Source organism: Myxococcus sp. NMCA1, assembly GCF_026810205.1.
Taxonomy (GTDB): domain Bacteria; phylum Myxococcota; class Myxococcia; order Myxococcales; family Myxococcaceae; genus Myxococcus; species Myxococcus xanthus_A.
This window is the reverse complement of record NZ_CP113950.1, coordinates 3,723,194-3,735,389: the sequence shown is the minus strand read 5'-3', so window position 1 is coordinate 3,735,389 and position 12,196 is coordinate 3,723,194. Positions and strand designations below refer to the sequence as shown.

Sequence of the window (12,196 nt, the reverse complement as noted above, 5' to 3'; positions counted from 1 at the left end):
CGAACGGCGGTCCAGGCTCAGCGTGGGGCCTGGAGCCGCGCCCTCCGGAAGCCTTCCGGGCTCACACCCCACCAGCGCTTGAAGGCGCGGTGGAAGGCCACCGGGTCCGCGTAGCCGAGGAGGAAGGACACCTCGGCGATGGACATGCGGCGCTGGAGATAGGACTCAGACAGCTCGCGGCGCAGGGCTTCGACAATCGCCGCGTAGCTCTGCCCCTCGCCCGCGAGCCGGCGCTGGAGCGTCCGCGGCGGCTGCCGCAGGGCCCGGGCGACGGCCACGAAGGAGAAGTCCCCGCCGGCCAGTTCGCGCCGGACTTGCTCCCGGACGCGCTCGGTGGTCGTGGACACGTCCGGCAGCCGCTCCAACGCGCGCTGGGCCTGACGTTGGAACATGGCGTTGAGCAGCGCGTTCGCGTGGATGAAGGGCCGCTGGGCGTCCTCGTGGGAGAACTCGATGGCATTGAAGGGCGCGCCGAACTCCAGCGGGCACCCGAAGAGGGCCTCGTGCTCGCGGCGGTCCGCGGGCGCGGTGTGGGTGAAGCGCACGACGAGCGGCCGGACGTCCACGCCCGTGAAGGCCCTCACTCCGGTGGCGAACTGCACCAGCGCCGCGTCCACCAGGTGCCGGTGCGCGGGCCGGGGCGCGCCCACGGGCGTGAAGCGCATGCGAACTCCGCGCTCCGTCTCCTCCATCAGGAAGCGCTCTCCGTCTCCCCAGACGCGCTGGTAGCGGCAGCCCCGCTCCATGGCGTCCCGCAGCGTCGCGCAAGTGAGGACGACGAAGGTGGCCGGGTCATCCAGGTCCACCACGTCCACGCGGGCGATGTGCAGCCCCAGGTTCGCGTCCCCGGACAGCTCCGCCGCCCGCTCCAGCAGGCCGTCCAGCGCGGCGTAGGGGATGCGCAGCTCCGGGTCGTCCAGGTCCTCCATCCGGAAGCCCGCCTCCCGGCAGAGCGCCTCCACCGGCAGGCCCAGCGTCGCCGCGAGCCGGAGCGCCTGCCGCGCCATGCGCGCGGACAAGGATGGCTCGGAGGATGAGGACGGAGGCGACTGCGCCACGAACGGGACGCTAATGGCGCGTTGGCGTGGACAGCAAGCCGTTCTGTCGCCATCCGTCAGTGCGCGGACGGCGAGGGGCCTGCACGCTCGGACCATGGACGACACGCCTTCGCTGCTCCCCCGGCTGCACCTCTTCGAGTTCACCGACCAGACGTGGTTCCCCGACGCGCTGAGGGACTTGACGACCGACTACCTCCACACCATCAGCACGCGCATGGGCATCTTCGACGCGGCCGCGGAAATCCTGGCGCGCGGACTGAACGCGGCGCAGGGCCAGGAGCTGGTGGACCTGGGCTCCGGCGGCCGGGGCCCCCTGCCCCGCCTGCGACAACTGCTCGCGGAGAAGCACGGCATCGATGCGCGCGTGGTGCTCACCGACAAGTTCCCCAATGCCCAGGCCGCCGAGCGGGCGCGGGCAGAGGGCGTGCAGTACCTGGAGCGCTCGGTGGACGCGCTCCAGGTCCCGGCCGACCTGCGGGGCATGCGCACCCTCTTCAACGCCCTGCACCACTTCCGGCCGGACGAGGCCCGCGCCGTGCTCGAGGACGCCCAGGCTCGCGGCGTTCCCATCGCCGCGTTCGAGACGGTGCGCCGCACGCCCCCGGCCCTCCTGTCGATGTTGCTGGTGCCCCTGCTGGTGCTGCTCTTCACGCCCTTGGTGAAGCCGCTGACGCCGCTGCGGCTGCTGCTCACCTACGTGGTGCCGGTGGCGCCGCTCATCATCTGCTGGGACGGGTTGGTGTCCGCGCTGAGGACGCATCAGCCCGACGAGCTCCGGCGCATGACGGAGGCCCTGGCGCGCGAGGGCTACACCTGGGAGGTGGGCGAGGCGAAGGCCCCGGGCAAGGCCGCCATCACGTACGTGCTCGGGCGGCCCACGCGCTGAAGCGTCAAGGTGCGTGCAGCAGCATCAGCAGCACGAAGAGGCCGTTGAGGCCCACGCCCACGGACATGTAGTTGCCGCTCGCCCGGGACATGCCGGCCGCGACGTTGACGTGGCCGAAGTACCCCAAGGCCAGCCGCGTGCCCACCTCCGCGCCGACGTTGAAGCCCGGGTCGCGTGATGCGCGTGTCGCCGTGCCCATCATCAACCGGCCGTAGGGCACCACCCAGGCATTGACGAAGTGCTGGTAGCCGACGAAGCCGTTGAACTCGGAGATGCCCCGGCTCGTGTAGGCCAGGTTCGAGCCGATGTTGAGTCGCCGTTCCAGGAAGGCCATGGGCTGGATGTTGAGGGCGAGGTCCGCCGTCGGCCGCCAGGCCCCCACCCGGTACTGCATGGCGAAGTCGAAGGCCGGTTTGTCCAGCGCCGGTGCCTCCCTCCGGAGCTTGGCCGCTGCCCGAGCGTGGGCCTCGCCACCGCGCGCGTCGTAGAGGTCCGCGAGCGCCAGGGCGCCCTCCTCACTGTCCGTCTCGTACACCGTGACGAACGGCGCCTCGGCGCCCGCGAGGTTGCCGTCCGCCATGCGCAGGCGCCCCAGGGCCAGACACCCCTGCGTCGAGCCACCGTCACACGCCTTGGAGAAGGCCGTCTCCGCCTGGCTTCGGTCTCCGTCCTGGAGGAGCTGCTCTCCCCATTCGTTGCACGCCCACAGCTTGCCCTTCTCACAGGAGGCGCTTCGGGGCACCACCTGGCCGGTCGTGGCACACGCCACCAGGAGAGGAGCCATCACCGCCAGGAACACCAATCGCCGCATGTCCGGTATTCAACCACAAGCGCGCCCGGGCTTCCTCGGTATCCAAGCCCGGGACGGCGCGCCCGGAGGCCTGGCCGCCCTCCATCCGAACGGAGCAGCCCGGCCAGCCCTCCATTCCCTGGGAGCCCCCTGGTCATGGGGAGGGCGAGCACAGACCTTGAGGGCATCGAGGAGGACCTGTGGCGCCAGTTGCCTTTCACGAAGACACCTTCCGCCCTCAACCCGCGCAGCCGCTCCCGCGGAAGGAGCCCCGATGAAGGTTCCGGAGATGCTGGAGCACCTGCCGGGGGTCGGCCCCCTGATTGGCCGGATTGCGCACGGGCACGAGGGCGCCCTTCCGCGCCGGGAGACCACCGTGACGCTTCCGGACTTCGCCGCTGTGTCCCTGCCCAATACGGAGCGAGCGCTGGGCGACGGCCGCACGCTGGTGGTCCGCAACCCCGCGGTGCGCTCGCCGCGCGGGCCAGGGCTCACGGTGATGACGTACAACATCCTGCTCGGTGGGCAGCGCCGACAGGCGCTGCTGGACTACTTCGACAACCTGGAGGCCCGGGGACGGCTGCCGGACGTGCTGGGCCTGCAGGAGGCCAACGTCCCCATCGCCGTGCTCCTGGCGGAGCGCTACGGCTTCCACCTGGCGTACCAGGGGCATGACGGCGGCCCCGGCGCGCGGCTGGTGAACGGAAAGGCCTTCCTCACCCGGCACCCGCTGGTGGACGCGGCGCACTTCACGTACGCCACGCCCGACGCGGAGCGGGACGCGGCCATCATGCGCCGTGGCGGAGACCCCTGCGAGATACCCGAGGACCGGGGCGCGCTGTACGTGCGCCTGGAGGTGGAGGGTCACCCGGTGGTGCTCTACAACGTGCACCACACCCTGGGCGACTCCGGCATCAACGCCCGCAACCTCCGCCAGCTCAACGCGTTGCTGCAGCACCGTGAGGTCATGCACGCGGTGGTGCTGGGGGACTTCAACGCCAACACCGCCATCAAGACAGGCGGCTCCTGGCTGATGGCCCACCTCAGGACGTACGACGACACCGACACGGTGGAGGAATACGAGGTGCGCTACGGCGAGCCCCACGCCAGCGTGGGGGACGAAGGGGTGGGCAACATCGCCGACCCGCGGTTGCGGCACGAGCTCCACGTGCTGGAGCAGAGCATGCCGGAGACCATCGCCCATGCCACCACCGCACAGGTGCGCCTGCCGGATGGCTCGCTCATGACGCCGAAGCAGGCGTGCGCCGAGCTGCGCTCCGGCCGGGTGCAACGCGGCAGCGAGCAATGGCTGCGGCTCCAGGACATCGCGGACAGCGCCACCCTCACCTCGCTGCCGGATGAGAATGGCGTGGTGCCCGCGACGGGCAAGCGCTTCGACAACATCTACGCCAGCCCTGGACTGGTCCCCCGCCTCTTCGAGGTGGACCGCAGCACCGAGTCCTCCGACCACCAACCCGTGGTGGCCCACTACGACGTGCGGACGCCAGGGTTGAAGGACGGCAAGCCCGCTCCCGACACCGTCCAGCGGCCCACCTGAGGCGCCAGCCGCACAGCTGCTGGCGCTCCCGTCCCGCGAGGCCTCAGGGCCCCGCGGGACACGCGGGCAGGGACGTAATCCACGCGTCCACGAGCCCCGTGCCCTCGATGTCCTTCACCGCGCTGGCCAGCGGCGGCATGCGTGTCGTCGACAGCGAGTGCATGCGCCGCGACAGGACCGACTTCGACGGGTCTCCCGGCGCGACCAGCATCGCTCCGGCCACGCCCAGCTCACCGTGCTCTGGCGCCACACCACAAATCTTCGCTGCGGCGAGCGGCGTGGAGTAGCGCAGGTCCGACACACCGCGGCCCAGGCCATTGGGCCGGTGACAGACGGCGCAGTTGGCGTGCAGATAGGCCCGCGCGCGTGCCTCCACGGGCTCCGGTCCGGCGTAGGCAGGCATCCGAGGCAGCTGCTCCACCGGGGCCGGCAATTTCAGCACGCCAATATGCTCCAGGGTCCGGAGCTGCGACGCGATGCGCCCGCCCGGGTAGGTGTAATCCCCGTTGAGCTGCGCGACCTCCAGGCCCAGCACGAAGCCCGCGGCGGCGGTGTGACACTGCATGCATTCACCCCGGCTGGGGTACGTCCACGTCTGCGCCCCCACCGTCTTCACCTTGCCCGTCTCCAGCAACGTCGCGTCGGTACCCGCATCATTCCACTCGTACGAGTAGCCCGCCCAGACGCCGTCCGGATGGCGCATGAAGAGGCGCGTCTCCACACGCTTCCCGCCCAGGAGGAACGTCTTCACCGTCACGGTGCCGGGGGGCGCGTCCAGCACGCCCTCCGGCCCCACCGTCATCACCGCCCCGTCTGGAACGCCCATGAACCGCTCCTTCTGCGCGCCGTCCGACCACAGCGGGGCATTCACGCCATACGGGATGAGGCCCGCCGAGGGGAGGTTCGGGTTCGTCGGGTCCGCGCAGCCCGTGGCGGACAGCAGTGTGGGGAACGCCTCGCCACCCGGTGCGGGAGGCAGAGACGCGTGGATGCGGTGCAGTCCTCCCCCCGTGAAGTCCACCACCAGCAGCTCGCCGTCGTTGAGCTCGGCGAACGAGGAGATGCTGAGCGCCGTGGTGACGAGTAATTGGGGCACCGCGGCCGCACCCGGCAGGGCGTCTCCTGGCAACGTCCAGATGCGGCCCGAGCCAAAGTCACCGAAGACGTACTTGCCCGCGAGCGCCGGCACGGCGGTGCCGCGGTACACGTAGCCGCCGGTGACGGAGACGCCTTCGGTGCGGCCATAGACGGCCACGGGCGGCGTCAACCCGGTGGCGCGGCAGCCGCTACCGCGCGCGCACTCGGTGCCCTCCAGGATGCTCCAGCCGTAGTTGCCTCCCAGCTCGACGCGGTTGATCTCCTCGAGGAGCTTTTCGCCCACGTCGCCCAGCCAGAGCGCGCCCGTGCTCCGGTCGAAGCTCCAGCGCCACGGGTTGCGGAAGCCGGTGGCGTAGATTTCCTTTCGCCCGCCGGCGGTGGCGTAGGGGTTGGTCGGCGGAATGGCATAGGGCCGCGCGCTGTCCACGTCGAGCCGCAGCATCTTCCCCAGCAGGAGCTCCGGATTCTGGGCCGTCCGGTTCGGGTCCAGGCGTCCGCCGCCGTCACCGTAGGCGAAGTAGAGGAAGCCATCCGGTCCGAACGCGAGATGGCCGCCGTTGTGGGTGGAGAAGGGCTGGTCCTGTTCGAGCACGACCTCCGCGCTCGCCGGGTCCAGGGTGGCCCCACCATCCGGGCTGCGGTAACGGACGATGAACGAGCGTAGACCACCCATGGCGGTGTTTCCGACATAGGAGAGGAACACCTGGCCATTGGTGGCGAACGCCGGGTGGAAGGCCATCCCGAGCAAGCCCGTCTCGTCATGCTCCACGATCACCTGCCTGGAGATGTCGACGAACACGGAGCTGACGGGCGGCGTGGCGTCCTTGTCGAACACGCGCACCCGTCCCCCTCGCTCCACCACGTAGATGCGGCGGCTGTCCCCCGGCGCCTGGAGGGCGAACAAGGGCTGGGTGAAGCTCACGTCCGGGAACGCGCGCGAGATGGTGGCCCCCGCGGGGTCCGGGGGCCGGGGAGGCGCTACACACGTAGGGTTCGCGGGGCGCGCGTCCAGCCCGAAGGGCACCTGGGAATCCGGGCCCCCACCATCTGGCACCATCGGAGTGCTCCCGTCTCCGTCCGTGCCCGGCCCCCCTTCGGATGGGGGGTCGATGATTTCATCTTCGTCCCCAGGGCGACCGGAACGGTCTCCCGAGGAGCCAGGACATGCGAGCGAAATGCCGAGCAGGCCCATCGCGAGCGCCACAACGCCCAGCAGCATCAAGAGAGACGGTCGTCGTTGTTTCATGGCGCTGCTGTGGTGGTTCGGGAAGGCGTGGAACGCCAGGGGACTGGACCTCGCGTCCAAGGCGTCCTCTGCCGGATGCCGGACCGCGTGGGTGGCAGTCGTCGTGAAGTAGGCCCGCGCATCGTTCCGTGGACGTCTCCCCCCGGACACGGCGCGTCATCCGACAATCTTCCCGCATAGGACAGGCGGCGGAACGACCCCTTCCCTTGCCGCATTGTCCCGGGGCGGACGGCCGTGCGGGGGCCGGCCTCACCGCGCGGAGGCGCCTAGATTGCTCGGAAAGGAGGCCTCATGAAGACAGGCAGTGGGACATCCCAATTCTTTCGTCCGTTCGCGGGCGCTGCGCTCACCGCCGTGCTCGGCCTCTTGGGAGTGCCCGCGGCCGCGGCCGCCCAGGGCGTCGTGCCGCAACTGTCCTGCTACCAGCGCGCGACCGACGGCGGACTCGACGACTCCCTGGCCACGCAGCTCTGCCGCGGCGCCCGTTCATCCACGCCCGCCGACTGCTTCGTGCGCGCCCAGGATGAAGGCTCCCTCACGCAAAGCCAGGCCGTCCAGCTGTGTCAGTTCGCCGCGCCCGACGAAGACCCCGCGGGTTGTTACCTCCAGGCCCGGAAGCAGACCTTCACGGACGCAGCGCGCGTGTTGCAGCTGTGCCAGCCCGCGGTCCAGAACTGTCCCGGCTACGTGGAGTGAGCCGGCGCGGCTCGCTTCCTCGGCCGCAGCAACTCACGCAGACGCGTGAGGTCCACCGGCTTCACCAGGTGCTCGTCGAAGCCCGCCTCCAGCGCGCGGCGCCGGTCCTCTTCCAGGCCGTAGCCCGTCACGGCGATGAGCAGCAGGTCGCGCCCCTCGTCCGTCGAGCGGAGCGCGCGCGCCACCTCGTAGCCGTCGAGCCCGGGCAGGCCGATGTCCAGCAACACGACCTCGGGACGCAGCTCACGCGCCCGCGCCAGACCCGAGGGACCGTCCTCCGCTTCGCTGACGGTGTGCCCCTCCAGTTCGAGCAACTCGCGGACGAGTTGCCGGCTGTCGGTGTGGTCATCCACCAGCAACACGTGGCGTCCGGAGGCCGGCGCCATGGGAGCGTCTTGAAGCCGAGGCGCCTGTTCGACCTGGCCGCGCGGCAGCCGCACCGTGAAGGTGCTGCCCTTCGCCAGCCCGTCACTCTGCGCGCGCACGGAGCCGCCATGCAGCTCCACCAACCGCTTCACCAGCGTGAGGCCAATGCCCAGACCTCCCTGCGCGCGGTCCAGGGTGCGCTCCGCCTGGAAGAAGAGCTCGAACACGCGATCCTGGAGCTCAGGTGACAGGCCATCTCCGGTGTCGGACACCTCCAGCACCACGTGGCCGGGCTCCTCCCGCGTCACCACGCGGATGCGACCGCCGGGCGGCGTGTACTTGAGCGCGTTGGACACGAGGTTCGTCACGACCTGCTCCAGGCGGCTCGCGTCCCCCTCCAGCCAGGCCCGCGGGGCCTCTACCTCCACCTGGTGCGCCTGCGTCCGTCCGGAGGACTCCAGCGCAGCGACGGCGCGCCGCACACACTCCGACAAGTCCATGGTCTGCTTCTGGAGCAGGATGCGGCCACTGCTGACCCGCTCCACATCGAGCAGGTCATCCACCAGTCGCGCCAGGTGGAAGGCCTGCCGCTCCACCAGGGCGCGCGCCCGCTCGCGGCTGGCGGCGTCCTCCGTCACCGACAGCACCTTCACGCCGCTGGTGATGGCGGACAGCGGATTGCGCAGCTCATGGCCCAGCATGGCCAGGAACTGGTCCTTGGCGAGGTTGGCCGCCTCGGCCTCTGTCATCTTCGTCCGCAGCGCGCCCTCGCGTTCCATCACCATGGCCGCGGTGAGCGCGAGCGTCGCCCGCAGGTCCTCCAGTTCGGAGATGCCCGTGGGCCCCACGTTGGTGAAGGCATCCGCAGAGTCCGGGCGCTCCCGGGCCGCTCGGGCCAGGGCGCGGAGCGGACGCGTCATGCGGCGGCTCACCCAGGCGGCCCAGGCGGTGGCGATGACACAGCACCCCAGCCCCGCGATGAGCAACGCGACCAGGGATTGGTTCACCGACGCGGTGAACACCTCGCGAGGCCCCGAGAACGACACCGTCCAAGGCACCAACTGCAAACGCGCGTAGGCCGCGAACGACTTCATCCCATCCACCGTCTGCGACGCGAAGAAGCCCTCGCGGCCCACGCGGATGTTCTCGATGTATTCGGGCCGGGCCTTCGTTCCGACGAACCGGGCGCGGCCCCGGCTGCGCGAGAGGATGACGCCCTCCTCGTCCACCAGCGTGCCCACCCAGTCCCCCTGGATGCGCTGTTCGTCCCAGAGCTTGTCGAAGTGCTGCATGGCGTACGTCGCCACCAGCACGCCCGCGAGCACGCCCTGGCGCCGCACCGGCATCGCGACCACCACGGTGGGCGGCCCCTGGAAGCGCTGGTAGGGGAAGTCGGAGATGACCGCGCGTCCCGTCTTCACGACCTCGCGCACGAAGTGCCGTTCATCCACGAGCGCCGCCAGGTCGGTTCCGAAGGGCTGGTCCGTGGTGAACATCGTCCGGCCCTCCACATCCAGCAGGACGAGCGAGCCCCACTGTGCCTGGGACTCCACCACGGCCTGGCAGGTGGCATGGAAGGTCTTCAGGTCGCCTTGCGCCAGCGGGGCCGAATGCGACAGCACCTCCAGCGCCCGGACGGACTGCCCCAGCTCGCGTTCCACGACGAGCGCCAACGCGCGGGCCGTCTCACGCATGCCCTGGGCCCGGGCCTCGCGCTGCGACGCCGCGAAGCGGTTCACCGCCCCCGCCGCGAAGAGCACGAGCGGCACCAGCAGGCCGAGCGCGAGCAACCCGAGATAGAAGCGAAGCGAGCGCGGCTTCATCGACCTGCGGCCTTCCAGCGGAGCATCGCGCCACATCCTGCACGGGCGGGAGTACGGGGTGCCCTCCAGTACATTGGAGTGACGTGGGCTGAACAGTCTCACGGAGGATGGGTTCGAACGTCGACTTGAGGCCGCGGCGCGTTGACTGCGGGCGAAGCCGGGGCGCACAGTTTTCCGCGCCATGAACGAAAAGAACGCGTCCTACCAGTCGTGGCTGGAGTCGTTCGCCAGCGAGCACGGAGCCATCGCGGGCACCGTCCACCTTCAGCGGGGAGACGACCTCTTCCTCGTGGCCGCCCTCAACATTCCGCCGCCGTTGATGACGGCCGTCCAGCACGTGCCGCACGGCAAGGGAATGGCGGGGCTCGCCCAGGTGCGCAAGCAACCCGTGCAGACGTGCAACCTGAAGGAGGACACGTCCAGCGACATCAAGCCGGGCGCGAAGGCGGTGGACGCGCGCGCGGCGGTGGCGATTCCGGTGCTCGATGCGACAGGCCGTGTGCGCGCGGTGGTGGGCATCGCATTCACCGAGGAAGGCTCGCTGGCCGCCGAGCGCGAGACGTCCCTGATGGCCGCGGCATCCCGGCTCCCCATCGCGGATGGCTGAGCCCACGCCGGGCCTGACGGCGGCGGGCGAAGGCCGGCTGTCCAGTCGCGCCGTCATGGGCTGGGCGGCCTTCAGCGGGCTGCTGCTGGCCGCCATCCTGCTGCCCTTCGCCTGGTTCGGGGACAGCCTGGAGGCGGCGGCCGGACACTTCCTGGCCACGCGGCCACCATCCTGGCAGGTGGCGCTGCTGCTCGGGGGACTGCTGGCCGGTGATGCCGTGCTGCCGGTGCCCTCCAGCCTGGTGGGCACCGCCGCAGGGGGACTGCTGGGCTTCTGGGTCGGCGCGGCCACGTCCTGGCTGGGGATGATGGCGGGCTGCGCGGTGGGCTATGGCTTGGGCGCGCGGGCCGGAACGGCGGCGCTGCGGCGTATGGCGGGTGACGCCGAGTTGGACCGGCTGACCCGCGCCGCCGAACGGATGGGGCCCTGGTTCCTGCTCGCCTTCCGCGCGGTGCCGGTGCTGGCGGAGACGTCCGTGCTCTTCGCGGGCACCAGTCGCATGCGCCCCCGAACGTTCCTCACCGTGAGCGCCCTGGCCAACCTGGGCGTGTCGGTGACCTATGCCGCGCTGGGCGCCAGCGCCGCGCGGCTGGAGTCGTTCCTGCTGCTCTTCGCGGGCATGGTGCTGCTGCCCGGCCTGGCGCTGGCCTGGATGCGGCGAAGGACACCACCGCATCCGGCCCCCGCGACACGCTAGACGGCCCGCTCAGCTCCGCGCCGTGCGAGCGTCACGGCCCCGGGCGCGGGCGGCCTTGGCGAGCGCGTCCGCACCCTTCTCGTCGCCGCGCATCCACTCCTTCATCGCGGGGACGACCGTCTTGCTCCAGCCCTTGCTGGCGCGCACCGACAGGTAGTCCTGCACCAGCGCGTCCACCATGGCGGCCAGCTGTTCCATCAGGAAGAGCCGCTCGGAGAGCTGGTCATCCTCCTCCTCGCTCATCAGCGCCGGCAGCTTGCCCGCGCGGATGTCGAGGAACTCGGAGTCCACCGTGGCCTCGAACTCCCTCTCGCCCTGGGTGAAGCGCAGGCGGGCCTGGGCCACCAGCAGCCCGCGGTCCAGCGAGTGCTTCACCTGCTCGGAGTACGGCGCCAGGGTGCCCTTGGCGCTCATCTCCGTCACCTCACCGGACACGCCGCGCAGCACCACGCGGCCCATGAAGAGGACGCTGACGCCTTCACCCTCCACCTCGACGAGCGGCCCGCCGGCCTCGGTGCGCCACAGGAGCCACGTGAGGAACTCGCGGCCCAGATAGGCGCGGCCACGCAGCAGCTGATCTTGCGCTTTGCCCTTTTCGACTTCGGCCTCGTCCTTCGTCTCCTCGGTGGCGCCGCCGTCCACGCCGACATCACCGCGCATGAAGGCCGCTTCGGCCCGCGCCTCGTCACGCCTCGCCATGTGCCACCTCCGCCGTCGCCGGCAGGTCCATGCCAATCAGCTCCGTGGTGGGCCCCAGCAGGGACTCATCGATGCCCGCCGTCTGCGCCATGGCCGACGGCGTCATGCCGAAGAACTTCACGTTCAGCCCGCCCTCCAGCGCGACGGTGATTTCGTCCACCACCTTGCGCGACGCGGACCAGATCTGCACCTGCTGCGTCTTCAGGTTCCAGCTCACGTCCACCGTCGACGTGCGGGGCGTGGCGCGGGTGCGGAGCATCTGGCGGATTTCACCGCGGCTCTGCGTCTTCTCGCCCCGGCTGGGCGGGCGGCCATTCTCCTTCTCGAAGGCGGCGGCCCACTTCGCCAGCTCCGCCTTGAGCGCCGCGGCCGGCACCTTGATGGTGTCGATGCGGAAGGCGAACAGGGCGTACTCGCCATAGTAGAGACGGCCAGCGGAGAACTCGCTGGACTCCTCGTTCTCCAGTTCCACGAAGCCGACGGCGCGCTCTTCTTCGGAGCGGCGGTCGATGGGCTCGAACGCGTGCGCCTTGAGGCCGCGCGTCAGCCAGCGTTTGACATCCGAAGGCGCTTCCTTCGCCGGTTCGACCCGGAAGCGCGACAGCGTGACAGCACCACGAAGGACAGGCATGGGGCGCGGCAGGATGGGGTGCGAGCGCCGTGCCGTCAAGG

General features: G+C 70.6%; 11 protein-coding genes. 5 read left to right on the top strand and 6 right to left on the bottom strand.

Annotation, left to right across the window (positions count from 1 at the left end):
- Positions 1 to 17: 17 nt before the first annotated feature.
- Positions 18 to 1,019 (bottom strand): AraC family transcriptional regulator, encoded by a 1,002-nt coding sequence (locus tag OZ403_RS16000; protein WP_237078315.1) that lies wholly within the window; start codon positions 1,017 to 1,019, stop codon positions 18 to 20.
- Between the two features lie 133 nt (positions 1,020 to 1,152).
- On the opposite strand from OZ403_RS16000, the gene OZ403_RS15995 reads away from it, so the two are divergent.
- Positions 1,153 to 1,944 (top strand): hypothetical protein, encoded by a 792-nt coding sequence (locus OZ403_RS15995; protein ID WP_140790869.1) that lies wholly within the window; start codon positions 1,153 to 1,155, stop codon positions 1,942 to 1,944.
- A gap of 4 nt (positions 1,945 to 1,948) precedes the next feature.
- Here OZ403_RS15995 and OZ403_RS15990 read toward each other — a convergent pair whose 3' ends face one another.
- The gene (locus tag OZ403_RS15990; RefSeq protein WP_140790868.1) at positions 1,949 to 2,755 is read right to left on the bottom strand and encodes a hypothetical protein; all 807 of its coding nucleotides are present in this window, start codon (positions 2,753 to 2,755) and stop codon (positions 1,949 to 1,951) included.
- A gap of 253 nt (positions 2,756 to 3,008) precedes the next feature.
- On the opposite strand from OZ403_RS15990, the gene OZ403_RS15985 reads away from it, so the two are divergent.
- Positions 3,009 to 4,292: an endonuclease/exonuclease/phosphatase family protein gene (locus tag OZ403_RS15985; protein WP_268784548.1), complete on the top strand. Its 1,284-nt coding sequence runs from the start codon at positions 3,009 to 3,011 to the stop codon at positions 4,290 to 4,292.
- Positions 4,293 to 4,335: 43 nt separating this feature from the next.
- Here the strand turns inward: OZ403_RS15985 and OZ403_RS15980 are convergent, their stop codons facing one another.
- Entirely contained in the window at positions 4,336 to 6,636 is a 2,301-nt protein-coding gene (locus tag OZ403_RS15980; protein ID WP_237078314.1) for a PQQ-dependent sugar dehydrogenase, read from the bottom strand.
- A gap of 291 nt (positions 6,637 to 6,927) precedes the next feature.
- On the opposite strand from OZ403_RS15980, the gene OZ403_RS15975 reads away from it, so the two are divergent.
- Entirely contained in the window at positions 6,928 to 7,332 is a 405-nt protein-coding gene (locus OZ403_RS15975; protein WP_268784547.1) for a hypothetical protein, read from the top strand.
- Here the strand turns inward: OZ403_RS15975 and OZ403_RS15970 are convergent.
- Entirely contained in the window at positions 7,320 to 9,521 is a 2,202-nt protein-coding gene (locus OZ403_RS15970; RefSeq protein WP_140790865.1) for a hybrid sensor histidine kinase/response regulator, read from the bottom strand. The genes OZ403_RS15975 and OZ403_RS15970 overlap by 13 nt on opposite strands.
- A 181-nt stretch (positions 9,522 to 9,702) precedes the next feature.
- Between OZ403_RS15970 and OZ403_RS15965 the strand changes: the two genes are divergently transcribed.
- Positions 9,703 to 10,128, top strand: coding sequence for a GAF domain-containing protein (locus tag OZ403_RS15965; protein ID WP_140854423.1), 426 nt, complete (start codon positions 9,703 to 9,705; stop codon positions 10,126 to 10,128).
- The gene (locus OZ403_RS15960) at positions 10,121 to 10,825 is read left to right on the top strand and encodes a TVP38/TMEM64 family protein (protein ID WP_268784546.1); all 705 of its coding nucleotides are present in this window, start codon (positions 10,121 to 10,123) and stop codon (positions 10,823 to 10,825) included. Before OZ403_RS15965 ends, OZ403_RS15960 begins: the two co-directional genes overlap by 8 nt.
- Before the next feature lie 9 nt (positions 10,826 to 10,834).
- Here OZ403_RS15960 and OZ403_RS15955 read toward each other — a convergent pair whose 3' ends face one another.
- Both OZ403_RS15955 and rdgC read right to left on the bottom strand, forming a co-directional pair.
- A complete protein-coding gene (locus tag OZ403_RS15955) occupies positions 10,835 to 11,524 on the bottom strand; it encodes a hypothetical protein (RefSeq protein ID WP_140798248.1) in 690 nt (229 codons plus the stop codon).
- Positions 11,511 to 12,155 carry a recombination-associated protein RdgC gene (gene rdgC, locus OZ403_RS15950; protein WP_011553181.1) on the bottom strand — a complete coding sequence of 215 codons (645 nt, stop codon included), beginning with the start codon at positions 12,153 to 12,155 and terminating at the stop codon, positions 11,511 to 11,513. The genes OZ403_RS15955 and rdgC overlap by 14 nt, the downstream gene beginning before the upstream one ends.
- Positions 12,156 to 12,196 lie beyond the last annotated feature (41 nt).

What these genes read in the sequence shown, in the direction of transcription:
- OZ403_RS15965 (WP_140854423.1), top strand. Translation starts at nt 9,703, where the DNA reads ATGAACGAAAAGAACGCGTCCTACCAGTCGTGGCTGGAGTCGTTCGCC.
- OZ403_RS15975 (WP_268784547.1), top strand. Translation starts at nt 6,928, where the DNA reads ATGAAGACAGGCAGTGGGACATCCCAATTCTTTCGTCCGTTCGCGGGC.
- OZ403_RS15955 (WP_140798248.1), bottom strand. Translation starts at nt 11,524, where the DNA reads ATGGCGAGGCGTGACGAGGCGCGGGCCGAAGCGGCCTTCATGCGCGGT.
- rdgC (WP_011553181.1), bottom strand. Translation starts at nt 12,155, where the DNA reads ATGCCTGTCCTTCGTGGTGCTGTCACGCTGTCGCGCTTCCGGGTCGAA.
- OZ403_RS15980 (WP_237078314.1), bottom strand. Translation starts at nt 6,636, where the DNA reads ATGAAACAACGACGACCGTCTCTCTTGATGCTGCTGGGCGTTGTGGCG.
- OZ403_RS15970 (WP_140790865.1), bottom strand. Translation starts at nt 9,521, where the DNA reads ATGAAGCCGCGCTCGCTTCGCTTCTATCTCGGGTTGCTCGCGCTCGGC.
- OZ403_RS15985 (WP_268784548.1), top strand. Translation starts at nt 3,009, where the DNA reads ATGAAGGTTCCGGAGATGCTGGAGCACCTGCCGGGGGTCGGCCCCCTG.
- OZ403_RS15990 (WP_140790868.1), bottom strand. Translation starts at nt 2,755, where the DNA reads ATGCGGCGATTGGTGTTCCTGGCGGTGATGGCTCCTCTCCTGGTGGCG.
- OZ403_RS15995 (WP_140790869.1), top strand. Translation starts at nt 1,153, where the DNA reads ATGGACGACACGCCTTCGCTGCTCCCCCGGCTGCACCTCTTCGAGTTC.
- OZ403_RS15960 (WP_268784546.1), top strand. Translation starts at nt 10,121, where the DNA reads ATGGCTGAGCCCACGCCGGGCCTGACGGCGGCGGGCGAAGGCCGGCTG.